Source organism: Methylovirgula sp. 4M-Z18, assembly GCF_037890675.1.
In the GTDB taxonomy this organism is placed as follows: Bacteria; Pseudomonadota; Alphaproteobacteria; order Rhizobiales; family Beijerinckiaceae; genus 4M-Z18.
On record NZ_CP149574.1, the window covers coordinates 3,337,460 to 3,363,385 of the forward strand.

The 25,926-nt window shown below is 61.6% G+C and carries 22 protein-coding genes, 1 other RNA gene and 1 pseudogene; 3 read left to right on the forward strand and 21 right to left on the reverse strand.

Annotated elements, in window-relative coordinates; genetic code table 11:
• Window positions 1–368: 368 nt before the first annotated feature.
• Window positions 369–683: an ArsR/SmtB family transcription factor gene (locus V9T28_RS15520; protein WP_199500053.1), complete on the reverse strand. Its 315-nt coding sequence runs from the start codon at window positions 681–683 to the stop codon at window positions 369–371.
• A 49-nt stretch (window positions 684–732) separates the two neighbouring features.
• Between V9T28_RS15520 and V9T28_RS15525 the strand changes: the two genes are divergently transcribed.
• Window positions 733–1,551, forward strand: a complete 819-nt coding sequence (locus V9T28_RS15525) for an alpha/beta fold hydrolase (protein WP_116399969.1) — start codon at window positions 733–735, stop codon at window positions 1,549–1,551.
• A gap of 127 nt (window positions 1,552–1,678) precedes the next feature.
• Here V9T28_RS15525 and lpxC read toward each other — a convergent pair whose 3' ends face one another.
• The 19 genes and pseudogenes from lpxC to V9T28_RS15620 form a co-directional block, all read right to left on the reverse strand.
• A complete protein-coding gene (gene lpxC / locus V9T28_RS15530) occupies window positions 1,679–2,626 on the reverse strand; it encodes a UDP-3-O-acyl-N-acetylglucosamine deacetylase (RefSeq protein ID WP_116399970.1) in 948 nt (315 codons plus the stop codon).
• A 321-nt stretch (window positions 2,627–2,947) separates the two neighbouring features.
• On the reverse strand, window positions 2,948–4,738 hold the full coding sequence (ftsZ, locus tag V9T28_RS15535) for a cell division protein FtsZ (protein WP_116399971.1): 1,791 nt from the start codon (window positions 4,736–4,738) through the stop codon (window positions 2,948–2,950).
• Window positions 4,739–4,896: 158 nt separating this feature from the next.
• Window positions 4,897–6,213 (reverse strand): cell division protein FtsA, encoded by a 1,317-nt coding sequence (gene ftsA / locus V9T28_RS15540; RefSeq protein WP_245424025.1) that lies wholly within the window; start codon window positions 6,211–6,213, stop codon window positions 4,897–4,899.
• Window positions 6,210–7,085 (reverse strand): cell division protein FtsQ/DivIB, encoded by an 876-nt coding sequence (locus V9T28_RS15545; protein ID WP_245424026.1) that lies wholly within the window; start codon window positions 7,083–7,085, stop codon window positions 6,210–6,212. The genes ftsA and V9T28_RS15545 overlap by 4 nt, the downstream gene beginning before the upstream one ends.
• Window positions 7,086–7,602: 517 nt before the next feature.
• Window positions 7,603–8,529, reverse strand: coding sequence for a D-alanine--D-alanine ligase (locus tag V9T28_RS15550; protein ID WP_116399973.1), 927 nt, complete (start codon window positions 8,527–8,529; stop codon window positions 7,603–7,605).
• A gap of 153 nt (window positions 8,530–8,682) precedes the next feature.
• Complete coding sequence (gene murB / locus V9T28_RS15555) at window positions 8,683–9,603, reverse strand: UDP-N-acetylmuramate dehydrogenase (protein ID WP_116399974.1); 921 nt, start codon at window positions 9,601–9,603, stop codon at window positions 8,683–8,685.
• Window positions 9,600–11,006, reverse strand: coding sequence for a UDP-N-acetylmuramate--L-alanine ligase (murC, locus tag V9T28_RS15560; protein ID WP_116399975.1), 1,407 nt, complete (start codon window positions 11,004–11,006; stop codon window positions 9,600–9,602). Before murC ends, murB begins: the two co-directional genes overlap by 4 nt.
• A 3-nt stretch (window positions 11,007–11,009) precedes the next feature.
• Window positions 11,010–12,122 carry an undecaprenyldiphospho-muramoylpentapeptide beta-N-acetylglucosaminyltransferase gene (murG, locus tag V9T28_RS15565; RefSeq protein ID WP_116400300.1) on the reverse strand — a complete coding sequence of 371 codons (1,113 nt, stop codon included), beginning with the start codon at window positions 12,120–12,122 and terminating at the stop codon, window positions 11,010–11,012.
• Window positions 12,115–13,266 carry an FtsW/RodA/SpoVE family cell cycle protein gene (locus V9T28_RS15570; protein WP_116399976.1) on the reverse strand — a complete coding sequence of 384 codons (1,152 nt, stop codon included), beginning with the start codon at window positions 13,264–13,266 and terminating at the stop codon, window positions 12,115–12,117. Before V9T28_RS15570 ends, murG begins: the two co-directional genes overlap by 8 nt.
• Window positions 13,267–13,276: 10 nt before the next feature.
• Window positions 13,277–14,707 carry a UDP-N-acetylmuramoyl-L-alanine--D-glutamate ligase gene (murD, locus tag V9T28_RS15575; protein ID WP_116399977.1) on the reverse strand — a complete coding sequence of 477 codons (1,431 nt, stop codon included), beginning with the start codon at window positions 14,705–14,707 and terminating at the stop codon, window positions 13,277–13,279.
• Window position 14,708: 1 nt separating this feature from the next.
• A complete protein-coding gene (gene mraY, locus V9T28_RS15580; protein WP_116399978.1) occupies window positions 14,709–15,791 on the reverse strand; it encodes a phospho-N-acetylmuramoyl-pentapeptide-transferase in 1,083 nt (360 codons plus the stop codon).
• 8 nt (window positions 15,792–15,799) lie between these two features.
• Window positions 15,800–17,161, reverse strand: coding sequence for a UDP-N-acetylmuramoylalanyl-D-glutamyl-2,6-diaminopimelate--D-alanyl-D-alanine ligase (locus V9T28_RS15585; RefSeq protein ID WP_339071860.1), 1,362 nt, complete (start codon window positions 17,159–17,161; stop codon window positions 15,800–15,802).
• Between the two features lie 81 nt (window positions 17,162–17,242).
• Window positions 17,243–18,679: pseudogene (locus tag V9T28_RS15590) on the reverse strand (UDP-N-acetylmuramoyl-L-alanyl-D-glutamate--2,6-diaminopimelate ligase); the annotation flags it as partial.
• Window positions 18,676–20,475 carry a peptidoglycan D,D-transpeptidase FtsI family protein gene (locus tag V9T28_RS15595; protein WP_116399980.1) on the reverse strand — a complete coding sequence of 600 codons (1,800 nt, stop codon included), beginning with the start codon at window positions 20,473–20,475 and terminating at the stop codon, window positions 18,676–18,678. The gene V9T28_RS15595 and the pseudogene V9T28_RS15590, both read right to left, overlap by 4 nt.
• A 6-nt stretch (window positions 20,476–20,481) precedes the next feature.
• The gene (gene ftsL / locus V9T28_RS15600; RefSeq protein ID WP_116399981.1) at window positions 20,482–20,874 is read right to left on the reverse strand and encodes a cell division protein FtsL; all 393 of its coding nucleotides are present in this window, start codon (window positions 20,872–20,874) and stop codon (window positions 20,482–20,484) included.
• Window position 20,875: 1 nt separating this feature from the next.
• Window positions 20,876–21,928, reverse strand: a complete 1,053-nt coding sequence (gene rsmH / locus V9T28_RS15605) for a 16S rRNA (cytosine(1402)-N(4))-methyltransferase RsmH (protein ID WP_116399982.1) — start codon at window positions 21,926–21,928, stop codon at window positions 20,876–20,878.
• Window positions 21,925–22,416, reverse strand: a complete 492-nt coding sequence (mraZ, locus tag V9T28_RS15610) for a division/cell wall cluster transcriptional repressor MraZ (protein WP_116400301.1) — start codon at window positions 22,414–22,416, stop codon at window positions 21,925–21,927. The genes rsmH and mraZ overlap by 4 nt, the downstream gene beginning before the upstream one ends.
• A 281-nt stretch (window positions 22,417–22,697) precedes the next feature.
• Window positions 22,698–23,083, reverse strand: an RNA gene (rnpB, locus tag V9T28_RS15615) — RNase P RNA component class A.
• Between the two features lie 515 nt (window positions 23,084–23,598).
• Window positions 23,599–23,727 (reverse strand): Flp family type IVb pilin, encoded by a 129-nt coding sequence (locus V9T28_RS15620; RefSeq protein ID WP_281024244.1) that lies wholly within the window; start codon window positions 23,725–23,727, stop codon window positions 23,599–23,601.
• A gap of 483 nt (window positions 23,728–24,210) precedes the next feature.
• On the opposite strand from V9T28_RS15620, the gene V9T28_RS15625 reads away from it, so the two are divergent.
• Together V9T28_RS15625 and V9T28_RS15630 are read left to right on the forward strand one after the other, a co-directional pair.
• Window positions 24,211–24,519, forward strand: a complete 309-nt coding sequence (locus tag V9T28_RS15625; protein ID WP_116399984.1) for a hypothetical protein — start codon at window positions 24,211–24,213, stop codon at window positions 24,517–24,519.
• Window positions 24,520–24,639: 120 nt separating this feature from the next.
• Window positions 24,640–25,404, forward strand: coding sequence for an N-acetylmuramoyl-L-alanine amidase (locus tag V9T28_RS15630; protein ID WP_116400302.1), 765 nt, complete (start codon window positions 24,640–24,642; stop codon window positions 25,402–25,404).
• A 234-nt stretch (window positions 25,405–25,638) separates the two neighbouring features.
• Here V9T28_RS15630 and V9T28_RS15635 read toward each other — a convergent pair whose 3' ends face one another.
• On the reverse strand, window positions 25,639–25,923 hold the full coding sequence (locus V9T28_RS15635; protein WP_116399985.1) for a cytochrome c: 285 nt from the start codon (window positions 25,921–25,923) through the stop codon (window positions 25,639–25,641).
• Between the last annotated feature and the right edge of the window lie 3 nt (window positions 25,924–25,926).

A 25,926-nucleotide genomic window follows, 5' to 3' on the forward strand; every position in this document is an offset into this window, starting at 1 on the left:
CGCCGATCTCTTTCCCGTCCAGTCATGCAAAATTAGCATAGCGAAACGCCCTCTTGTCTGTGCAAAAAGCTGCCATTTTTCCGCAGAAATGTTCTCATTTTGTTCTAGTGTGTCAGCGTGGAAAAATCAAGAAAATAACGGACCGTGTCTTCGGTGTTGGTTTGCGCATAGAGGTGCCGGTTTGCCGGCTCATTGTCAGAAACCGGCCAGCCCAGATCCGCGGCTCAAACCATCGCAAAAAATTCCTCGCGAAATGCGACTTTTGCGGCCGATTTCCGCGACGACGAATGGCCAGCGCGGGCAATGCTCCGGATAATTTCATCATAATTCAGAATTTTCGCGACTGCCACAAAGGGCCCAAAGCGAACCTATACCTTTGAGGAAAGCTCCATGCCCAGCCAGTTCAAGTAATCCCTGATCGCAACTTCATCCCGTTTGCAATACGACCATTTCAGGTGCTTCCGCACCGTGATGAAGCCTGCCTGTCTGAGAATTTCCAGATGTCTGCTGGCTGTGGGCTGTGCGACGGGCAGAGCCTCGGCAATCAATGTCATGCAAACGCCGAACTCGACCGGATCAGCCGACCACTGACCGCCAAAGTGCTTTTGCGGTGCCGCTAAGAGCCGAAGAATCGTCAGACGCTGCTCGCTGGCCATCGCCTTGATTTGTGTTGATCTATCCATGCTCACCATCATATCGTTATATAGCTAAGTGACAATGTGAGTCGCTCCAATGCTAGAATTACCAAATGCCACGACCATCGAAGGAAATTCTGTCCGCTGGGGCAAGGCCGGGGAAGGGCCGCCGCTTGTCGCGATCCATGGAACGCCCTTTTCCTCGCAGGTGTGGCGCAGGATCGTGCCACACCTCACCGACCGCAGAACCGTCTATTACTTCGATCTGGTCGGCTACGGGTTATCCGAGATGCGTGAGGGCCAGGACGTATCGTTGGCGGTGCAAAACAGGGTTCTTGCCTCCTTGTTCGTGGAATGGGGCCTCGAGCGCCCAGACGTTCTGGCGCACGACTTCGGCGGGGCCACGGCGTTACGTGCTTACTACCTGAACGGCTTGCGCTATGGCTCCCTGACAATCTTCGACGCCGTTGCACTCGCCCCTTGGGGATCCCCTTTCGTCCAGCATGTGCGCAAGCACGAAGCAGCCTTTTCCGGGGTGCCTGATTACATGCACCGAGCGCTGTTGCGGGCCTACTTGCAGACGGCGGCCCTCAATCCCTTGTCCGAGCAGGCGCTGGACATTTACTGCACGCCGTGGCTCGGCCCTGTCGGCCAGCCTGCATTCTACCGGCAGATCGCGCAGATGGACCAGAAATTTACAGATGAGGTCGAGGGGCAATACGATCGAATGGAATGTTCCGTGACCGTCCTTTGGGGACAGAACGACGAATGGATTCCATATGAGAAAGGGATGGCCCTGGCTTCCTTGATCTCTGATGCCGATTGCATCCCAATAGCTGATTCAGGGCACCTGGTTCAGGAAGATCGACCCGAAGCTATAGTGGCAGCCGTTCTGAAACGGCTCGACCGGAGCTAACGGAGGCAATGTAATGTTGCGAACCTGCACAAGCACGGTTCGCAATGATGGGAGATCCGCACGTCCTAAGACCGCCTAAGGAAGCAAGAGCAAGTAAACGACAAGTTGCCGTGTCGTTTACTGCGGATCAGGTCAGGTCTGGGGCTGCCGCGACCATGCCGATATCGGCATGCAGGCCCTGGCGAACGACCGGCTGCGGCGCATTTGCTTCGACGAACGTATAAGCGGTCGTATCGGCAAAGAGCGCTTCCAGGACCGAAACATTCATCTTGTGGCCGCCGCAATAGGACTGGTAGGTGCCGATGATCGGCGCGCCGGCGAGCGCGAGGTCGCCCACCGCGTCGAGCATCTTGTGGCGCACGAACTCATCGGCAAAGCGCAAGCCTTCCGGGTTCAAGATCCGGTTGCCGTCGAGGGCCACCGAATTTTCCAGCGACGAGCCGAGGGCAAAGCCGGCCTTCCACAATTGTTCGACCTGATGCACGAAACCGAAGGTGCGGGCCGCGGCAATGTCCTTACGGAACTTGCCCGGCTCGAGGTCAACGACCTTGCGCTGACGGCCGATCACTTCCGCATCAAAATCGATCTCCACATCGAGACGGAAACCCTGGGCCGACGGACGCAACTCGGAAAAGGCGCGGCCGCGCTCGACGCGCACCGTCTTCAAAATCTTGAGGTGGCGGCGCGGCGCCGCCAAGGTCACGAGGCCGACCTGATCGATCGCCTCGACGAAGGGACGGGCCGAGCCGTCCATGATCGGCATTTCCGGACCGTCGATCTCGACGATCACATTGTCGACGCCCATGCCCGAGAAGGCCGCCATCAGATGCTCGATGGTCGAGACCGCCGCACGCGACGGGTCGCCGATCACCGTGCACAGGTCGGTCATCGAAACCTTCGACCACAGCGCCTGGATCTTGCGGTCGCCGCCGTCTTCAAGGCCGGTCCGCAGGAACACAATGCCCGAATTGGAGTGCGCAGGATGGAGGATGATGCGCGCGGGACGGTTGGAATGGACCCCGATTCCGGACAAAGTGACTTTGCCGCCAAGAGTCGTTTGCTTGCTGGATTTCATCAATTGTCCTATCCGTCCGATCATTGCGCCAAGGCGAACAAGGCTGCTCCGATCGCCCCCTTGCGCCTCGATCTCAGGACAACGCGCGGCTCTTCATCCGCCATTGCATTTGTCCGAAACGAGGCAAACACCACACTGATTATGTCTTTATTGGCGCTAAAATACGCGGCCTAAGCCTTTTGGCCAAATCACGCTTTCTTACCGTCTGTTACATGCTAAGCGGGCCGTTAACCTTTAGACAAATCATTGAAATCGATAAATAAAAATCCCCGCGCTTTGGGCGCGGGGAGCAATTGTTACAGGCTTTGTAACAATCGAGACTCAGCTCGACTGGCGACGCAGAAAAGCCGGAATGTCGAGTTGCTCGTCTTCCATCGAGCGATGCGGCGGCAGCGGCCGAGCCTGCGGCTCCATCGCGGCGCGCTGCGGCGCGACCTGCGGCCGCTTGGCATATTCGGCATGCACAGGCGCCGGCGCGGGCTGCTGAACCGGGGCCGGAGCTGGCGCCGGCGCATATTCAGGCTGCATCTGAACCGGCTGCGGCGGCTGCACCGGCGCGCGCAAAGCCACTGGGCGCTGGGCCTCCTGCGGCTCCTCGCTACGGCTCATGCCGAACGAGGCAAGACGCTCGAGCAGCGAGCGGCGCTTAGCCTCCGCTGCCTGGTGGACCTCGGCGGCCGGCTGCTGCTGGGCACGGAGCTGATTCTGCGCGGGCATCGGCAGATCTTCGATTCGCGGCATGCGGGCCGGACGCATCGGCTGCTCGGCGGCCGGGGGCACGAAATGCTGCTGCGGGACCTGTTGCACAGGGGCCTGACGCGGCTGTTCGGCGACCGGCTCATGGAAATTGGCGGCTTTCGGCTGCACCTGACGCAGTTCGACGTCATGCGCGGCATAGGCCTGGGCGGGCGCCACCTGCTGAACCGGAGCCGGCTGCGGCGCGACCGGCGCGGGTGCCATCTGCTGCACGGGCGCGGGCACCACATGGGCGACCGGTGCCGGCGCGGTGATCACTTCCACCGGCTGCGGCGCTGCGGCACGGACCGGAGCCGGTTCATTGACGCGGCCGGCGGCCGATTGGATGCGCAGACGCTCGGCAAGTTCGGCGATCCGCTGCTCGGCGCCATTGGTGCCGATGCTGCCTTCCGGCTGATCGATCCCGGTCGCGACGACCGACACGCGCACGATGCCTTCAAGCGATTCGTCGAAGGTCGCACCGAGGATGATGTTGGCGTTCTCGTCCACTTCCTGGCGGATGCGGCTCGCGGCTTCATCGACTTCGTACAGGGTGAGATCGTTGCCGCCGGTGATCGAGATGAGCAGGCCGCGTGCACCGCGCATCGAGGTTTCGTCGAGCAGCGGATTGGCGATGGCCGCTTCCGCAGCAGCGATCGCACGCTTCTCGCCGGAGGCTTCGCCGGTGCCCATCATCGCCTTGCCCATTTCGCGCATGATCGCGCGCACGTCGGCGAAGTCGAGATTGATCAGGCCCTCCTTCACCATCAGATCGGTGATGCAGGCGACGCCCGAATAGAGCACCTGGTCCGCCATCGAGAAGGCGTCGGCAAAGGTCGTGCGCTCATTGGCGACACGGAACAGATTCTGATTCGGAATGACGATGAGCGTGTCGACCGACTTCTGCAGCTCGGCGATGCCGGCATCGGCGACGCGCATGCGGCGCGGGCCTTCGAACTGGAAGGGCTTCGTCACGACGCCGACGGTCAGTATACCCATGTCGCGGGCCGCGCGCGCCACGACGGGCGCCGCGCCCGTCCCGGTGCCGCCGCCCATGCCTGCCGTCACGAAGCACATATGTGCACCGGCGAGATGGTCGCGAATTTCCTCGATCGCCTCTTCGGCCGCCGCACGGCCGACTTCGGGATGAGACCCTGCGCCAAGGCCTTCAGTGACCTGCAGACCCATTTGAATGATGCGCTCGCAGCGCGAAGACGTCAGCGCCTGCGCGTCCGTGTTGGCAACAATGAAATCGACGCCGGACAATCCGGACACAATCATGTTATTGACTGCGTTGCCGCCTGCCCCGCCTACACCGCAAACCATAATGCGCGGCTTCAACTCCCGCAGCTCAGGTGCTTTAAGATTGATTGTCATAGTCTGGCCTCTCGACATTTGAACGTAAGTCAGGTCGAAAGCCTGACGTCATTCCGGGTTCACTCACCTGCGCTCGGCGCCAAGCGCCACCCGCAGCAAATTGAAACTCAACGCCCGAATCAGAGACGTCCGCAGCGCCCCCGAATCAGTATATTTACCTAAAAACTCTCTTTGAGCCACCTGCCAACACGCGCGATGTAGCCATTCTTTTGCTCTGAACGCGAAAAATTTTGCCGCCGCTGTTCAAAGTGCTCGATAGCAGCCACTTGCGGATAGACGAGAAGGCCGACAGCAGTTGCAAAAGCCGGACTCTTCGCCGATTCTGGCAAGCCTTGAATGCCAAGCGGCCGACCGATTCGCGCTTGCGGCGAAAGGATGGAACGCGCGAGCTCCGGCACGCCGGTTAATTGACTTGCGCCGCCGGTGAGCACGAGGCGACGACCCGCTTGCGCCGCAAAGCCCGCGGCTTTCAAACGGTCGCGGACCAGTTCGAGAATCTCTTCGACGCGCGGACGGATGATCCGCGTGAGCTGGGATTTTGAGACATAGGACGGGTGATCGGCATCCTCGCCCGCATGCACGACAGCGATCGTGTCGCGCTCGTCGGCGACCGAGGAAATGCACGAGCCATAGAGCGTTTTCAGCCGCTCGGCATCGGCGACGCGGGTGGTGAGGCCACGTGCGATATCCATCGTGACATGATGACCGCCCACCGCAATGGCATCGGCATGGACAAGGCGCCCCTCGGCGAACACGCCGACCGAGGTCGTGCCGCCGCCCATGTCGACGATGGCGACGCCCATTTCCGCTTCGTCATCGACAAGGCCGGAAAGGCCTGCCGCATAAGGGGTTGCGACGACGGCCTCGACGCCGAGATGGCAGCGTTCCACCGCCAGCATCAGATTGCGTAAGGACGGACCCTCGCACGCGACAAGATGCAGATCCGTGCCGAGCTGGTCGCCGATCATGCCGCGCGGGTCGCGCACGCCGCGAGTGCTGTCGAGCGAATAGCTCGTCGGGATCGAATGCAGGATGGCGCGCGAGTGGCTGTTGGTCGCGGCAGTCGCCGCATGCAACACCCGGTGAATGTCCTGCTCGGTCACCGCCTTGCCGCCGACGCCGATCTTGGCATCGAAATGCCGCGAGGCGATCCGCCCGCCCGTCACGTTGACGATGACGCTTTCGACCAGCACGCCGGCCATGCGCTCGGCAGCGTCGACCGCGAGGCGAATGGCATTTTCCGCCTGCTCCATGTCGACGATCATGCCGGCCTTCATGCCACGCGAGCGCTGATGGCCGATGCCGAGGATGCGACAGCGATGGGTGCGGCCCGGCAACGCCTCTGAGGCATCGACCGGTGCAAGGCGCGCGATGAGGCACACGACTTTCGACGTGCCGATGTCGAGCACGGACAAAATCGCGCCCTTGCGGGCCGACAAAGGACGCATGCGCGGAATGTAAAGCCCCTGACTCATAATACCGGCCTCCCGCGCGACTTCGCCTTATTGTGGTCCAACATGTCCGCCCGGGCGGCAAAAGCTTCTTCCGACAGCCGCGCGATCATGCGGCCGGGCACGCGCATATCGAGCGTGATGATGTCGCGATCGAGCACGTGCTGCTCGCGCTCTAGTTTCGCGAGCTGCGTGATCGCGCTGGCCGGATCATCCTCCGGCAGTTTCACGATCACGCCCGACGTCATGGTGAGATTCCAGCGCCGGTCGGTGATGAACGTGCCGGCGCGGATCTTCGCACGCAGATCGCCGGCCGCATCGAGCAGACTCACAAATTCCTGGATGTGCTCGTTCGCCTCGTCGCCGACGACGAGGGGCAGATTGTCGAACCGGCTGTCCTTGCGCGTATCAATCGCGGCGCCATCCGCAGCGATGACCGAAATGACGCCGTCCTTCTGCCACAGGGCATAGGCGTTGCGCTCGACCACCGCGATCGACAGCCGGTTGGGATAGAGCTTGGTGACGGTGGCTTCCTTGACCAGCGGAATCGCCAGCAGATGCTCACGCACCTGCGCCGGATTGAGCAACAGCAGCGACGTGCGCTCGCTGACGCCGGCGCCCTGCAGGATCTCCTTCTCGGTCAATTCCATCTGACCCGAGATGGTGATGGCGTCGATGCCGAAACCGAACTGGCGCGCAAGGAAATCGGCGGGCGAGCCTTCTTGCGCCACGAAGGCTTCATATTCGCCGCCGCGCACCGCGCCGTACAGCGAGACCCCAGCCAGCAGCGTCAACGTAAGCGCGACGCCAAAGCCGCGGCCCGGCACGCGCAACGCGCCGATCAGCCGGCCAAATGGGTTTCTCCGCGCGGAGCGGCGGCGCCGCTCCTTCGCCATGATCGGCGCCGGCAACGGCCGCGATGCCGGGACCGGCAACGCCCCGATCGGAGACGCAAAGATTTGCCCCGCGGAGAAAGCCGGGGCCGGTTCACTCAAAGATCGCAGGAGGCGTCTTCCACCGTCCATTGGACAATCTCACCAAAACAATTGAAGGCAACTGCCGAAAACATGGCATGCGACCTCTTAAGCGTTTCGGAACGTCGCCATGCGGCCCTGTTGGCCCGCTGATGCCTCACATGAAGGATTCAACGCGCAATCACAGAAATCCGCACGGTTCACGCCCCGGCGCTTCAGCGCCACATGCGTCTTGAAAACCGACTCTTGAATCCTTTGGTAAATATTTGGTTTACATTGGGCACTAGCCACGTGATTTCGTTCATCTTTGCGGCGATTTGCGCGATACACCGCGAACGATACGGAAACAGATTGTGGTGAGCGCTGCAGCGGTGATGCGCGTCCTTCTCCCGCGTTTACGCGCGGGAGAAGGACGCGCGGCATCATTGCTACTCGTTTTTCACCTGTCGCAGGATGCGTCTTCCACCATCCAGGTCAGAAACTCGCCGAACGAAAAGCCAGCGTGCACCGCAAGTTCCGGCACCAGCGACGTTTCCGTCATGCCGGGCTGGGTGTTGACCTCCAGGCAGATCAATTCGCCCGTGCCGCCGAGCGTCTCGTCGTCGTAGCGGAAATCGGAGCGGCTCACGCCGCGGCAGCCTAGAGCCCGATGCGCTTTCAACGAATAATCCTGGATACGCGCGTAAGTCTCCGGTGTGATCTGCGCCGGCAGAACGTGCTTCGAGCCGCCCTTGGCATATTTGGCATCATAGCCGTAAAAGGCCTCCGACAGCGGTACGATTTCCGTGACGCCGAGCGCCTTGTCGCCCATCACCGCACAGGTGAGTTCGCGGCCGGCAACGAATTTTTCCGCCAGAACGATCTCGCCGTAATGCCAATCGGGGCTGCTCAATTCCTGCGGGGGATGCGAGCGGCCTTCCTTCACGATGATGACGCCGACGGAAGAGCCTTCGTTCACCGGTTTCACCACGTAAGGCGGCGGCAGAACGTGACGCTTGGCCGCCTCGAAGCGGCTGACCGTGACGCCCTGCGCCACTGGCACGCCGGCGCTCGCCATGATGACTTTGGCGAGATCCTTCTGCATGGCAAGGGCAGATGCGAGCACCCCCGAATGGGTGTAGGGAATGCGCAGCACCTCGAGAATGCCCTGAATCGTGCCGTCCTCGCCGACGCGGCCGTGCAAAGCATTGAAGGCGACATCGGGCTTCAGCTTCGCCAGCACGTCGGCGATATCGCGCTTCACGTCGATCTGCGTGACTTTGAAGCCGGCATTCTCCAATTCGCGCGCGCAACCGGCACCGCTGCGCAACGACACCTCGCGCTCCGCCGACCAGCCGCCCATCAGAACCGCGACATGCTTGCTCATGAATCAATTTCCTTTGCCGAAAACCGGAAGATGCGGACTCGAATCCACACTCAAAAGTAGAACGCCAATGCGAAGCCATTGTGCTCCATTCGTGCAATATTCCTGCAGGCCTGGGAGACTGATGATTCAATTCTCCGCACCATGGGCCTCCAACTATCGAACCCCGATGCGCTTGATCTCCCACTCCAGCGTAATACCAGAGCTCTCCTTCACCCGACGCCGCACTTCCTCGCCAAGATTTTCAATATCCGCGGCCGTCGCCGCGCCGCGATTGATCAAGAAGTTGCAGTGCATTTCGCTCACCTGCGCGTCGCCGATCACGAGCCCGCGACAGCCGGCGGCATCGATCAATTGCCACGATTTGCCGCCCGGCGGATTCTTGAAGGTGGAGCCGCCGGTTTTCTCCTTGATCGGCTGCGAGGCTTCGCGCGCCGCGGTGATGCGGTCCATTTCGGCGAGGATGGCCACCGGATCGCCGGCGCGGCCCTGATAGAGCGCCGAGGTGAAAATCACGTTCTCGGGCGCCGCCGAATGGCGATAGGTAAAGCCCATGTCCTGGTGCGTGAAGGTCACGATCTTGCCGGCGCGGTCGACACCGCGCGCCTCGATCAGCACATCGGTCGTCTCGCCGCCATGCGCGCCGGCGTTCATGCGCAACGCGCCGCCGATCGAACCGGGAATGCCGCGATAAAACGCAAGGCCATCGATGCCGGCGTCCGCCGCCGCGCGCGCCACTTTCACATCCGGCACGGCCGTACCGGTGCGGACACGGTGCCCGTCCTCGATCGCGATGTCGCCGAAGGCCTTGCCGCCCAGGCGGATCACGACGCCAGGCACGCCGCCGTCGCGGATGATCATGTTGGAGCCAAGTCCGATCACCGTGACCGGGATATCCTGCGGCAAGCGCCCCAGGAAATAGGCGAGGTCCGCTTCGTCCGCCGGAGAAAACAACATTTGCGCCGCGCCGCCGGCGCGGAACCATGTATAGGGCGCGAGCGGCTGATTGGCCGACAGGCGCCCGCGCAAATCCGGCATCGCGGCCTGGAGGGTCGGCGTCAGATCGGGAAAGCTCACGGCTGCAACTCCGCAAGTTCCTCCGGCAAGGCATAGGCCCATTGCGTGATGTTGCCGGCGCCGAGGCACACGACATAATCGCCGGGCTTCGCCAATTTGGCGACCATGCCGGCGAGCTTCTCCGGGTAGTCGAGACCCTGCACGTTGCGGTGCCCGTGCGCCTTGATCGCGGCGACGAAATGATCGCGGTCGACATCAGGAATCGGCTTTTCGCCCGCCGCATAGACATCGGCGATGATCACCGCATCAGCATCGTTGAAACAGGTGGCGAATTGATCGAACAAGGACTGCAGCCGCGTGTAACGATGCGGCTGCATCACGGCAATGACCTGCTGTTTGGTCGAAGCGCGCGCCGCGCGCAGCACCGCAGCGATTTCGACCGGGTGGTGGCCGTAATCGTCGAAGATCATCACGCCCTTCCACTCGCCGGTCTTGGTGAACCGCCGCTTGACGCCGCCGAAATGCGACAGAGCCTCGCGAATGGCGTCCGGCGTCATGCCAAGCTCGTAGGCCACCGCGATGGCCGCCGTTGCGTTGAGTGCATTGTGGTGCCCAGGCATCGGCAGCACGACATTTTCGATATAGACCGCGCCGCCGGTCTTGCGGTTGCGGATCAGCACGTTGAAGCGCGACACCCCACCCGACAAATCGACATCGAGCAACCGAACATCGGCCTGCGGATTTTCGCCATAGGTGATGACGCGGCGGTCCTCGATCTTGCCGACGAGTTCCTGCACGGTCGGGTGATCGGTGCACATCACGGCAAAGCCGTAGAAGGGCAGATTTTCGACAAGCGCGCGGAACGCCTCTTTGATCGCGTCGAATGTCTTGAAATGGTCGAGATGCTCGGGATCGATATTGGTGACGATCGCGACATCAGCCGGCAGCTTCAGGAAGGTGCCGTCGCTTTCGTCCGCCTCGACCACCATCCAATCGCCTTCGCCGAGGCGGGCATTGGTGCCATACGCATTGATGATGCCGCCGTTAATGACGGTCGGATCGAAATTGCCGGCGTCGAGCAAGGTCGCGACCAGCGATGTCGTGGTGGTCTTGCCGTGCGTGCCAGCGATCGCCACGCATTGCTTCAGCCGCATGAGTTCGGCCAGCATTTCGGCCCGGCGCACCACGGGAATGCGCTGTTCGCGCGCGGCGACCAATTCCGGATTGTCGCGCTGAATCGCGGTGGAAACGACCAGCACCGCGGCCGAGCCAACATTCTCGGCTCTATGGCCGACGAAGACCTTGACGCCCTTGTCGCGCAGGCGCATCACATTGGCATTGTCCGCCGCATCCGAGCCTTGCACGTGATAGCCAAGATTGGCCAGCACTTCCGCGATGCCGGACATGCCGATGCCGCCGATGCCGACGAAATGAATGGGGCCGAGCTCGCGCGGCAGCTTCATGGGTCAAGTCTCCGAATGTGTCCTATTGGCCACCTTGAGCACAAGGTCGGCCAGCCGCTCCGCCGCGTCGGGGATGCCGAAGCGCTTCGCGGCGTCCGCGCCGTAGCGCAGCTGCGCCAGATTGTCGAGCTTCGCCTGCAGCACCTCAGCGAGCCAGGCGGCGGAAAAGTCGCTCTGCCGCACCAGAGTCGCCGCCTGAATGTCGGCCAGCAATTGGGCGTTGGCCGCCTGATCCTGGTCGAGCGCGCCGGGCAGCGGCACGAGAATGCTCGGCCGGCCGATGACCGCAAGCTCCGAGACGGTCGAGGCGCCGGAGCGGCCAATCACCAGATGCGACGCTGCCATCCGCGCCGGCAAATCCTTGAAAAAAGGCTCGATAGTCGCGTTCACGCCAAGCTGGGCATAAGCGTCCTTGACGCGCGTCACGTCCTCGCCGCGCGCCTGCTGCACGATGCTGAGACGCGCGCGCGCCGGCGGGCTCATCAGAGCGACGGCCTGCGGCACGATCTCGCTCATCACGCGCGCGCCCTGCGAGCCGCCCGTCACGAGCAGCCTTAAGATCCCGTCGTCCGTCGCGGGAAACGGGATCTGCGCAGCCTCGATGACGGCCGCGCGGACCGGATTGCCGACATGCGTCGCCTTGGCGCGAATCGCATCATCGACCCCGCGCAAACTGGCAAAGCCCGTGGCAATCGCGGTGACGTCTTTGGCGAGAAAGCGGTTGGCGCGGCCCATCACCGCGTTCTGCTCATGCAGCAGGGTCGGCAGTTTGAGCAAGGTCGCCGCCTTGAGCGGCGGCACAGTTGGGTAACCGCCGAAGCCGACGACGATGGACGGATTGATGCGCTTCAGCAACGCGCGGGCCTTGAGCGTGCCAAGCGCCAGCATCGCAAGCGCCTGAGCCTTTGCGACGATCGACGTCTTGTTCGGAGTCGCGGACGGAACGGCATGAATCTTTTGCGCCGGGAATTGCGCGCCATATTGCAGGGCGCGCGTATCGGTCATGAGCTCGACCGCGACACCCCGCCCCTGCAGCACCTTGGCGAGCGCTTCGGCCGGAAAGAGATGCCCGCCGGTGCCGCCCGCACTCAGGAGAACAGGCCGCATCTCAGACATTGCCGCCATGCGCGGAGATGCCAGAATGAATTTCGGAGCGCGGCCGCCGCCGGGTCAGCGCGATGAGGAACCCGGCGCTCAACCCGAGCGACAGCAGCGACGATCCGCCGTAGGAAATGAACGGCAGGGTCATGCCCTTCGCCGGCATGAGCTGCAAATTCACCGCGATATTGATCGCGCTCTGAATGCCGAATTGCAACGTGAGGCCGGCGATGGCGAAGCGGCAGAACGGATCCTCATTTTTCGACGACAGATAAAGCCCACGCAGCACGATGAAACCGAACAGCAGCACCACGACGATGAGCGCAACGAAGCCGAATTCCTCGACAATCACGGAAGGGATCATGTCGGTATGGGCGTCCGGCAGGTAACGTTTCACCACGCCCTCGCCCGGCCCCAGTCCGAGCCAGCCGCCGGACACCATCGCATCGTGGCCCGTGTCGATCTGGAAGCGGTCGAGCAGGCCCGACTTCGTCGCGGTGTTCGGATAGAGGAACTGCTGGATACGGGCGTGGATGTGATCGTCGAACCTATAGGCGATCAAAACACCGAGCGCGCCGACGCCGCCGATGCCGCCGACCCAAAACCAATGCAGGCCGGCCATAAAGAAAAGTACCGCCCAGACAAGGGTGATCAGCATCGTCTGGCCAAAGTCTGGCTCGAGGATCAAAGGCACGATGGTGACGGGCAGCAGCAGCATCGCCAGAATATTGGCGGGCACGTCGCGCCGTTTCGCGCCTTCCGAAAAGGCCCAAGCCGCAACGACTTCGAACGCCGGCTTCACGAATTCGGAAGGCTGAATGCCCCAGAGCCAGCGTTTCGCGCCTTGAATCTCGACTGCGAAAAACAGCGTGCAGACCACCAGGACCATGCCGCCGACATAAACAATCAGCGCCGCGCGACGTATGTCGCGTGGGGTGAGAAATGAGGTCGCGACCATCAGGATCGCGGCCGGCACGAGCAGCATCACCTGGTGGTCGACGAAGAAGAACGTCGGGCGGCCCAAGCGTTCCGCCACCGCCGGGCTCGCCGCCATCAGGAAGATGACACCGAGCATCGAGACGATGGCGAACACGGCGAGCAGCCAACGGTCGACCGTCCACCACCAGCCGGCAAATTGCGTACGTTCCGCGCGGGAGACCATTTACTTCTCCTCAAATTGTGAGCTGTTCGGCATTCCGCCGTTCCGCCTCGTCGAGAATGTCTCGCACAAGGTCGCGAAAGCGGTCGCCGCGCACTTCGAAATTCGGATATTGATCGTAGGATGCGCAGGCCGGCGACAGCAGCACGACCGATTCCGCCGCGAGACTCTGCGCCGCATCCTGCGTCGCGCGCCGGACCGCGCGGTCGAGCATGCCGCATTTCTCGAACGGCACTTTGCCCTGCAAGGTTGCGGCAAACTCGTCGGTTGCGGCACCGATCAGATAGGTTTTGGCGATCCGGCCGAATAAAGGCTCAAGCGAGGCAATGCCGCCCTCCTTGCTCTTGCCGCCGGCGATCCAATAGATGTGCTCGAAGGATTTCAGCGCCTTTTCCGCCGCATCCGCATTGGTCGCCTTGGAATCGTTGACGAACAAAACCGTGCCGAGCTGGCCGACCGGCTCCATGCGATGCGCCAGTCCGGGGAAAGAGGCCAAGCCTTGCTGAATCTCCTCCGGCGACAGTCCCAATTCCTGCGCCACGCCCGCCGCGAACAGAGCGTTTTGCCCATTGTGCCGACCGCGCAGCGTGCCGATGCCGGTAAGATCGGCGAGAACGGTTTCGGAGCCGAAATCGCGCTTCGAGACGATCTTGCTGCCGCTCAAATAAAGGCCCCATTCGAGTTCGCGTTCCGCCGAGATGGGGCAATTGTTGCGATCGGGATCGCGATAGGAACGCCATTGATTGCGATCGCCGATCGCCCAAGTCAGTTCGTCATCGACGCCGATGAACGCAATGTCAGCGCCCTGTACCAGCCGTTCCTTGATCTTCGCATAATGCTCGATCGTCCCGTGCCGATCCAAATGATCGGGCGTGATGTTAAGCAGCACGCCGACCGAAGGATTGAGCGATGGTGCAAGATCGATCTGGAACGAAGAGCATTCGATCACGTGCACGCGGTTCTCGGCAGGCGGTTCCAGCGAGAGAATTGCCGTGCCGATATTGCCACCCATCTGCACGTCGCGCCCGGCCGAGCGCAGAAGATGGGCGATCAGCGCCGTGGTCGTTGATTTGCCATTGGTGCCGGTGATCGCGATGAACGGCGCTTGCGGCGCGATGCGCGCCCGCTCGCGGCAGAACAATTCGATGTCGCCGATGATTTCGACATGGGCGGCGTGCGCACGTTCTACTGTCCAATGCGGCTTTGGGTGCGTCAGCGGCACGCCCGGCGCCAGAATCAGTGCGGCAAATTCCGACCAATCGGCCTGTTTCAAATCGGCGATTGTAATGCCCTTTTCCGCCGCTTTCTCCCGTGCCGCTTCGGCATCGTCCCATGCCGTCACGCGCGCACCGCCAGCAACCAGTGCCTCGGCCGTCGCGAGGCCGGAGCCGCCGAGGCCGAAAAGTGCGACATGTCGATCGGCGAAGGTGCTTACTGGCGTCATGTCACCGCACTTTCAAGGTCGTGAGGCCGATGAGCGCCAGCACGAAGGCAATGATCCAGAAGCGCACGACCACTTGCGGCTCAGACCATCCCAGCTGTTCGAAATGGTGATGGATCGGCGCCATTCTGAACACCCGCTTGCCAGTAAGCTTGAACGAAGCGATCTGCACGATGACCGACAAAGCCTCGATCACGAACAGGCCGCCGACGATGGCGAGCACCACCTCGTGCTTGACCGCAACGGCGATCGTGCCGATCAGGCCGCCAAGCGCGAGCGATCCGGTGTCGCCCATGAAAATCTGGGCCGGCGGCGCATTGAACCACAGAAAGCCGAGGCCCGCGCCGATCAGCGCGCCACAAACGATCATCAATTCGCCGGTCTGCGGCACGTAATTGATGTGCAGATACTCTGAGAAAAAGCCGTTGCCGACAAGATAGGCGATGAGTGCGAACGTACCCGCCGCGATCATGCTCGGAACGATGGCAAGACCGTCGAGACCGTCGGTCAAGTTCACCGAATTGCCCGCGCCGACGATCACCACCGCGCCGAAGACCAGGAAAAACCACCCCATGTCGAAGAGGTATCCATTCACGAACGGTACGGCGAGCGACGTGGTTGTCGGCGTCGTATTCACCACTGTCATCGCGAGGCAAGCGAGGCCTGCGATGACGAACTCGCCGGCAAGGCGCGCCTTGCTCGAAAAGCCCTTGTGCGTCTGCTTTGTCACTTTGAGATAATCGTCATAAAAGCCGATCAAACCGAAGCCAACGGTGACGAGCAGCACGATCCACACATAGGGATTGCGCAAATTCGCCCAGAGCAACGTCGACACAAGAAGGCCCGACAAAATCATCAAACCGCCCATGGTCGGCGTGCCCCGCTTGGCGAGATGGCTTTGCGGCCCATCGACGCGGATCGGCTGGCCTTTGCCTTGTTTGATGCGCAGGGAGGCGATGATGCCCGGACCAAAGAAGAACACGAAGAACAATGCCGTCGCCGCCGCGCCGCCCGCACGGAAGGTGATGTAGCGGAAGAGATTGAATCCGCCCCAGATATGCGAAAATTCGGCGAGCCACGTCAGCATGAAAAATCCTAATTTTGGTCCGTCTGTGTGTCGGCAAAATGCGTTTTAAGTGCGGCAACGACCGGCCCCATGCGGCTGCCGTTAGAGCCCTTGACCATGATGACATCGCCCGCGCGCACCACGTTGCGCAAGGCGTCCTCGATATCGGCGGAGCGCTCGGCCCAATGGCCCCGCATATGTTCGGGCGCGGCCTCGAACAGATGATGGGTGAGCGGGCCGGCGCCGAACAGAAGATCGACGGAATTGGCTTCCAGATCACCGATCAGGTTGCGGTGCAATTCCGGCGCATTGTCGCCAAGCTCCAGCATGTCACCGATCACCGCGATGCGGCGACCCTGATCGTGCGGCTGGCTCTGGCCGAGCAAAGAGAGAGCCGCCCGCATCGACACCGGATTGGCATTATAGCTTTCGTCGATCAGAATCGCCTCGCCCTCCGGCAGATGCAGCGTGACGCGCGCGCCGCGGCCGCTCTGCGGCGCAAATCGCGCCAGCGCTTGCGTCGCCGTCCTGAGATCGGCGCCTACAGCTCTTGCCGCGACGAGGACGGCGAGCGAATTCATCGCCATATGTTTGCCCGGCGCGCCGATGACATAGGACAAGCGCTGCCCGAGAATGGAGGCTTCGACCAGCGTACCATCGTCGCGCACCGTGCTCGACAGCAGGCGCGCATCGGCCTCTTCATGCTCGCCGAAAGTGATAATGTGGCCGGCGGGCGAGGCTTTCGCCTTTTCGCGCAGCACATCATATTGTGCGACGTCGCGCGGGAGGATCGCGAGGCCGCCTTTGGCAATGCCCGAAAAAATCTCCGCCTTGGCTTCGGCAATCGCTTCGACGGACGAAAAATATTCGAGATGCACGGGCGCGACAGTCGTCACGATGGCGACATGCGGACGCACCATATCGACGAGCGGGGTGATTTCACCGGCATGATTCATGCCGATCTCGAGCACACCGAAGCGGGCGCTTGCCGGCATGCGCGCCAAGGTCAGCGGCACGCCCCAATGATTGTTGTAGGACGCGACGGAGGCATGGGTCGGCGCGAAGGACGACAGCACTTCGCGCAAGGCTTCTTTCGTCGTGGTCTTGCCGACCGAACCCGTCACCGCAATGATGCGCGCCTTGCTGCGCTGGCGCGCCGCGCGGCCCAGACGCTCCAGCGCCGGCAGAACCTCGTGCACGATATAGAGCGGCCCATGACCTTTGACCTGATCGACATGCGCTTCATCCACCACTGCCGCAGCAGCGCCCTTGTCGAAAGCCGCTGCGACGTAGTCGTGACCGTCGCTTGCCTCGCCCTTGATGGCGACGAAGAGGTCGCCCTGCTCCAGCGTGCGCGTATCGATCGACACGCCGCTCACCTGCACCGGCATGCCGCCGCTGACGCGCGCCCGCAGGGGCGCGACAAGGCCAAGGCCCGACCATACTTGCGGCTTGTCCAAGCCTTTGGCGCTCTCGAGAACCTGCTTTGCCACGTCCTGATCGGAGAAGGGCAGAACCTGATCGCCGACGATCTGGCCGGACTCGTGGCCCTTGCCGGCAATCACCAGGACATCGCCCGGCGCCAGCATGCGGATACCGTGATCGATCGCCTCGGCGCGATCGCCGATCTCGATGGCGCCCGGCGCGTCGCCCAAGATTTCGGCGCGGATGGTGGCGGGATCTTCGCTGCGCGGATTGTCATCGGTCACGATCACCACATCGGCGTTCTGCGTCGCGATGCGGCCCATGATCGGCCGCTTGCCTTTGTCGCGATCACCGCCGCAACCGAAGATCACGATCAGCCGCCGCTCGGTGAGCGGGCGCAACACCTGCAAGACTTTTTCGAGCGCGTCGGGCTTGTGCGAGTAATCGACGAAGACCGGCGCCGTGTGGCGCGAGCCGACGAGTTCGAGCCGGCCGGGCGCGCCGCGCAAATGTTCGAGCGCGGCAAAGACGGCGTCCGGTTCCTCGCCCGTTGCGATGGCAAGGCCTGCCGCGACCAGCGCATTGGAAATCTGAAAGGCGCCAAGCAGCGGCAATGTGATGGAATAGGTTTGATCGCCGTGCGCCAGGCGCAACTTGGTGTTGAAGCCTGAGCGCTCCGCATGCTCCAGCTTGATCGCCTCACCCTTCGCGCCGACCGTCAGGACCCTGAGCTTGCGCTCCGCGCAAGCCGCGATCACTTTGTCGGCAACCTCGCTGTCGGCATCGATCACCGCCGGTGCCCCGTCCGGCAGCAACGCGCGGAACAACCGCAATTTGGCGTCGAGATAAGCGTCGAGCGAAGGATGATAATCAAGATGATCGCGCGACAGATTGGTGAAGGCTGCCGCACGCAACCGCACGCCGTCGAGACGATGCTGATCGAGCCCGTGCGACGAGGCTTCCATGGCGAGATGGGTAATTCTTTCCCGCGCCAGATCGTCGAGCATCTTGTGCAGGCTGACCGGATCGGGCGTCGTGAGCGAACCGTAGACCGCGCCATCCGATTTGACGACACCGATCGTGCCGAGCGATGCGGCGCGTAAACCCAGATGGGTGAAAATCTGCCGCGTGAAATCGGCGACCGATGTCTTGCCGCTCGTGCCGGTGACGGCGACGATGGTGTCCGGCTGATGCGAGTAGAATCGCGCCGCGGCCGCGGCCAGCGCAAGCCGCACATTCGGCACGACGACATAGGCGACGCCGCGCACGCGGCTCTCGGGCTTATGCTCGGCGACGATCGCCAGCGCACCATGCGCCGCCGCCTGGTCGGCATAGGCAAGACCGTCGGATTTCGTGCCCGGGACCGCGAAAAAGACATATCCGGGCAACACGGCCCGGCTGTCGGCAGTCAAGCCTTCCGCTTGCCGCACGGCGAAATCCGCGGCCTGATCGATAATCTCGGGAACGAGGACATCAAGTCTCATCGGCTCTTAATGCTCCCTGTCACGTCGGCGGGGTCCATGTCGCATTTGACCAGACCCGCGGCATTGCCAGGCAAATCGGGCAGATCGAGCCGCGGCGGCATATTCAGCAAAGGCGAGATCTCTTTGATGGCATTGGCGGTGACAATGGCGGCATTATAACCGGCCGTGTGATAACCGCCGTCCCCTGGCAAAGCCTGCGGCTCGTCAAAGATGACGAGATACAGATATTTTGGCTTATCGGCGGGTACGAGCGCGGTGAAAGTCGTAAGAACCTTGTCGTTGGAATAGCTATGACCGATCACCTTTTGCGCCGTGCCGGTCTTACCGCCAACGCAATAACCGGGAACATTGACCTTGCTCGCAGTACCGACAATCGCATCGTTTCGAAACAGATAACGCATCTCCTCGCTGGTTTTCGCTGAAACAACCTGCGGCGCGCTGGCCCTGGCGTCTTGCTCGCTCCGGCGCAAAAAAGTCGGCGTGATCAAATATCCACCATTTGTCATCGCCATAACCGCCATCGCTGCCTGCAGGGGCGGCTCGGCAATACCCTGTCCAAACGCCACCGTTGCCGTTGTCAATATGCTCCAATTCTTTTGCACCTGCGGCATAGCATTCTCTGGCAGTTCGGTAACCATGCGCCCAAACAAACCGAGCTTGCTTAGAAACGCTTTATGGCCATCGACTCCCACCCGCATGGCGATACGTGCCGCCCCGATATTAGACGAGCGGGCAAAGGCTTGAACGTAGGAGAAAATAACGGGCGGCTCTCTAAAATCATGAATCAGATGGCCCGCGACCGGCAGGCTTTGCCGGGCGTCAAGCGACGAATTAAGATTGAAAAGGCCGGATTCCAACCCCATCGCCCAAGTCACCGCTTTGAAGGTCGACCCCATTTCATAGGTGCCCACCGTCATACGGTTGATCTTATCCGGACTGAGCGCGTCAGCGCCATTGTTTGGATCGAAGTCCGGCAGCGACACAAGAGCAATAACTTCGCCGGTGTTCACATCCATGATCGCCCCGCCAGCCGCCTTTGCGTGGTAGCGGTCCATGCCCCACCGCAACTGTTCACGCAGCGCATAGGTGGCTTTCAAATCGATCGATGTGGTGATCGGCGCAAGGTTTTCGGGCGCCAGATCGAAGCCGGCGCCATGCAAATCCGAAAGACCCTGCCGGTCGATATAGGTCTCCAGGCCGCCCATGGCGTGACCGTCGGGATCGACGTGGCCGAGAATATGCGCGGCGACCGGCCCGTTGGGATAGACGCGCTTGTTTTCGGGAATAAAGCCGACGCCCGGCAGGCCGAGACGGAAGACGTCACGCTGTTCCTTGGGCGTCACGCCGCGCTTGACCCAGATGAAGCCCTTCTTCGAGTCGATACGCTTGCGCAGCTCATCGGCATCGACATCGGGCAGCGCCGCGGTGAGCAATTCGACCGCCTCGTCCTTGTCGATGATCCGGCGCGGCTCAGCGAACACCGACATCACGCGCACGTCGGTTGCGAGAATCTCCCCATGGCGATCGAGGATATCCGGACGCGCGGCGGCGACGGCCTCGGCGGCGGCATGTTTCAAGCTCTGCTGCATGTCGGGCTTGAGGCCGATATGCACCATCTTGCCGATGATGACGCAATAGAGGCCGACGAAGGCGAAGGCGATGAGCTTGAGGCGCGAGCCGCTCTTGTCGAGTCGCGTATGAAACAGCGCCGAAAAGGAATCGATCTGCAGCACGCGCAAAATGCGCCGCAGGATCGAAGGCTTGCGCTCGTTCATCTGTGGAGTTTCGCCGATCATGCAGATTTACCTTGGCGACGTGGTTGTCGTAGCGGTCGCGCCGACTTTGCCGGCGGCGGGCGTATTGGTTGGCACGGCAAGTCCGAGATCGTCGAGCTTGCGGCCGATGTCGTCGATCTTGGTGCCGCGGTCGGGCAAGTCGCTGACCCGCACGATCTGCGACAATTGCAGATCCTGCGATTGCAAATGCTGATCGGCCAATTTCTGAATGCGCTCGGGGCGCGTCAGATGCGCCCATTCGGCGCGCAACATGCCGATCTGATCGTGCTCCTTGTCGATCTCATGCTGAATTTTGACGATCTGTTCGGAGTAATAGATCGTCTCGTATTTGATCGAATAGGCATAGACCGCAGAGCCGATGAGCGCGGCGATCGCGAAGAGATGAAATATACGCCACATCTTACCGTCTCCTCACTGTGCGCTGCGGCAGTCCGGCCAAGGCATTGAGACCTGCGTCGATGCCGAGTGCCGGCGCATCGGTGCGCTCGCCCACGCGCAATTTGGCCGAGCGCGCACGCGGGTTGCGCGCCGTCTCCTGCTCGTCCGCAATGATCGGCTGCTTGCCGAAAAGCGCGTTGTCGCAGCGGAAAGTCGGCGGCGCAACGGCCGGTTCCCCTGGCAGCGGCCGCGATTTGGCGGCGCCGCGCCCCGAGCGCGCGGCAAAAAACTGCTTCACAATCCGATCTTCCAGGGAATGAAAAGTGACAACCACCAGCCGACCGCCCGGCTTCAAACATTGTTCGGCCGCGGCAAGGCCGCGCACCAGCTCGCCGAGTTCGTCGTTCACCGCGATGCGCAAGGCCTGGAACGTGCGCGTTGCCGGGTGAATGTCCTGCGGCTTGTGCGGCACGAGCCGGCCGATCAGATCAGCCAGAGGCTTGGTGGAGGTAAAAGGCTTGGCAACGCGATCATGCACGATGGCGCGCGCGATTTTGCGCGACAGCCGTTCTTCGCCGTAATGATAGAGAATATCGGCGAGCGTCTCCTCATCGGCCTCGTTGACGAGATCGGCGGCGCTGCGGCCGCTTTGTTCCATGCGCATGTCGAGCGGGCCATCGGTCCGGAAGGAAAAGCCGCGCTCCGCCTCGTCCAGCTGCATCGACGACACGCCAATATCGAACACCGCGCCGTCGAGCGGCGTAAATCCATGCGCCGCGGCGGCCTGCGCCAGTTCGCCGAAGCGCGTTTCGACCAAGGTCAAGCGGCCTTGCATCTCTTGCACCAGTGCCTGCCCGTCGCGGATCGCGTTGGGGTCGCGATCAATGGCAAGAACGCGCGTGTCCGGCGTCGCCAGAATGGCCCGCGTGTAACCGCCGGCACCGAAGGTGCCGTCGAGATAGATCTTGCCCGGCGCGACGGCGAGAGCCGCGAGCGCAGCATCGCGAAGCACGGGAATGTGTCGGGCCGGTCCGCCTGCGGCGAGAGTTTGATCCGCGCCGCGACCCGTCGTCATTCCCGTGCTCCCTGCGACCCCGGCGGGGCATTTTCCGCCGCGTGTCTGGCGCTGAGCTGTTTGCGAAATGCCCGAACCCGACTTTTGGCCTCGTCGAGATAGGCTTTGAAACGCTCCGGCTCCCAGATCTGAAACTTGCTGCCCTGCCCCACGAAGGTCACTTCTGCCGTGATGCCCGCATAGGTCTTCAACGTTTCGGTCAGGATGATGCGACCCTCGGGGTCGATCTTGAGAATTTCGCTCGTGCCGATCAGCGCGGTCGAAAAGGCGTCGTGCTCCTCCGAATAGGGCGAGAGCGTTGTGAGCAGCCCTTCGATCTGCCGCATCAGGGCATGGCCGCCGCAATCCAGCGCCTCCGCATCGAGCGAAGGATGGACATACAGCCCTTCGAACCCGTCGCGCGCGAGAACACCCCGAAACGCCGCCGGAATGGACACACGTCCCTTCGCGTCGAGCCGATTGGTGTAATGCGAAACGAACCGATCCAAAATTCCCACCTGACTCCCGTCCAACGGCACAGGCGCACAGGTTTCCCGCGGCAGCACAAACGCTTAGCCGGAACCCTTGTGCACACAATACGCTGAACGGGATGATTTGGGATAACATGGGATGGTATGGGCGTCAAATAAAATCCCGACGGACGGATTCCGTGCGAGGGTGTCCGCATTAGGCTTCGTTAACATTAACGAAGCGTTGATTTTGCGAAGGAAAAGGGAAAATTCGCCAGGTCCCGGCGGCGGCTTTCGCAGGATCGGCGGACCCAAAAAAAATTGCCAGCCGGCCTGTAAGCCGGGTTCTGTATGGCGCTTGGGCAAGCCCACGCGCGTGACGGCCATTCCTCTGGGACGGATCTTGCGATCCGCCTCAAGCAACCAACCCGGACGACGCCCTGGAAACAGGCTGAAGACGTTGCCGCCTTCCGTCATCCCTATTCGGTTTTGCTCCCGGTGGGGCTTGCCGTGCCGCGATGTGTTGCCACCCGCGCGGTGCGCTCTTACCGCACCCTTTCACCCTTACCCTGAACCCGAAGGCTCAGGGCGGTTTGCTTTCTGTGGCGCTTTCCCTGAGGTCACCCTCGCCGGACGTTATCCGGCACCGTGTTTCCATGGAGCCCGGACTTTCCTCTGCCAAAGCAGCGGCCGTCCGGCCGACTGGCGGGATGCGCTTTAGGGTAAGAACTTAGGGGAGGTCAAGTTTTATGAGAGCGGGTCGATGCGCCAGTTTGAATGTGCCACCGCATGCTGATTGCACGAATCACGCGCAAAATTGTCCTAAAGCCGCAACAAAGGAGGGGGAAATTTGTGGTGGCTTCGAAAGACGCCGACTTAAGATTTTACGGCCCGATAGGAACGCCACGTGCTCAGCCATTCTCGAACTTTAGCCGCTGTTGCGAGTAGAATGTTGCGCAATATCGCCACCATTACAGTATTAACCGCTGCAGTGTTGGCTGTAATATTGTTTACGTTAATAGGTATTTTTAAAATATACGAGAATTATCTGGATAATAATTGCATATCCGGTTTCGGCGCCTTCTCAGGAGGATGTTTGAACGGAAAGTAACCGCGAACATCGAAGGCTTATGCAGCTAGCCGCTCGCCGGCGGCTTCTCCACCGCCGCCAGCTCGCGGTCGATCAGCGCAAGGAGCGCGCGCGCCGGAGGGTCGCGGCGCTTACGGTACCTTATCGTACATATGCATGACGCCGATCGCCGTGGCGACGATCAGCAATGCGATCAGCCCATATTCGAGAGCGGTCGGCGTGGAGCGCGAGAAAGCAAGACGATCGAGGAAATAACGCATGACTGGAACCCGATGATACGCAAAGGCACCTCGCGAGAAAGCCTTCGACTCATTAATGGGTGGTTAATTTTTGCCGTGTCGGACACGGCCTGTTGATAATTATGGAGAAGCGCGGAATTCGGTTGGCGGGCGCGCCCGAACCGAAGGCAAATCGCGCGCGTCAAGGCGCGAAACGAGGCCTGCCTCACCCCTTTTCGCCGCGCCTTGGTTGACCAAGACGGCGCACGCGGGGCGATAGGAAGCAGCCGGTTCAGGACGATTCTTGACCTTGTTCAACATTAAATAATCTCAATGGCCGCGGACGTTTACGACATTTCAACTGAAAACAGCTTTTCGTGGTGAGAAAATGTCCAAATCTTGCGGTTGATTTGAGAACTTTGCGAATCGCGCCAAACCGGCTACGCGGGTTTGCAAAGCAACAAACGCAAACACCTGGATTTTTACGGATCAACCAGAGATATTTCTTCGCCTTGGAGGTCAATCATGAAAGCACCTGTTGTTATTGCTGTTTCTCTTTTGCTTGCGACAACCCTGGCCGGTTGCGGCCCGACACCGAATGACCGGGCCGCCAGCGGCGCCGTGATCGGCGGCGCGACAGGCGCCCTGATCGGCGGGGCGGCAACCGGCAAGGCCGGTGGCGCCGTGGTGGGCGGCGTCCTTGGCGCGGCCACCGGCGCCGTGATCGGCGGCACCTCCCAGCCTGCGCATGGCTGGGCTTGGCGTTGCGTTGATTGGGGTTACGATGCTTGGGGCAATTCGGTCTGCCTGCGCCGCGCCCGGGTATATTATTAAGATTGGAGGTGCGGCTGCCGATGTGCGGCCGCACCCTTTCTACGACCTATGTTGAACTATTTTGAGCCGAAGTGCCTTGGTATGGTCTGACCCGACGGGAGGCCATGGCGGGCGATGGATATGTCGACATTAACCTCGGATAGTCCGATAGCGGCGCGCGTTTTCCCTTCGCCGAACCATGGCGAACGGGCAAATTCCGTGCGACCCGATTGTCTGGTGCTGCATTACACCGGAATGCCGGAGGGCGCCGAAGCGCTGCAGCGCCTCTGCAATCCGGCGGCGGAAGTCTCGAGCCATTATTTCGTCTGGGAAGACGGCCATGTGCTGCAACTCGTGCCGGAGAGCCGGCGCGCCTGGCATGCCGGAAAGAGCTTCTGGAAGGGCGAAACCGATTTGAATTCCCGTTCGATCGGGATCGAAATCGTCCATCCCGGCCACAATGACGCTGGCCACATGGCGCCCTACCCGGCCGCGCAGATCAAATCCGTCATCGCCCTATGCCGGGATATTTGCGACCGCCGTAGCATCGCACCGCAGCGCGTGCTCGCCCATTCCGACATCGCCCCCGGCCGCAAGATCGACCCGGGCGAGGCCTTTCCCTGGGGCGTGCTGCATGCCCACGGCGTGGGCCATTGGGTGCATCCGGCGCGCATAGGCGGCGGCCGTTTCTTCACCCGCGGCGACGAGGGCCAGCCGATCCAGGCGCTGCAGGCCATGCTGGCGCTCTACGGCTACGAGATCGAGATCACCGGCGTCTTCGACGCCCGCACCGAGGCGGTCGTCACGGCGTTTCAACGGCACTTCCGCCCGCAATTGGTCGACGGCATCGCCGACGCCTCGACCATCACGACACTCCGCGATTTGATTGCGACGCTGCCGAAGTGACGAAGCAATCCGTCACTCTACGTATGAAATGTCCGCGATGATTGTGCGCGACTCCTTCTCCCTTTGGGAGAAGGTGGCTTGCGAAGCAAGACGGATGAGGGGACACGGAATCATCATTGGCTGAACTCTTGCGGCGGCCCCTCTCGCGAAGGTGTCCCCTCATCCGCCTCACTTCGTTCGGCACCTTCTCCCTTTGGGAGAAGGAGTCGCGCACAATCATCGCGGACACTTCTCTCAATCGGTATAATTCGCCTTGAGATAATCGATGATCTCCTTGGCGTCCTTGTCTTCGATCGGCGCGCCGAAAACCTTGATCATCTTGTTGACCTCCGTGTCCCATATCTTCGGATCATGGAACGGCGAGTTCATCATGATGTAGTCGACGCTGTGGCAGGCCGAGCAATAAGCTCCAGTCGTATCGGCGCCGGGGCCGGGCTTGAGCACGAGCCTCGCCTCGTCGGCATAAGCGGCGGTGCCGAGGAGAAGAAGGCTGAGAGAGGTGCAAAGGACAATCCGCATAAT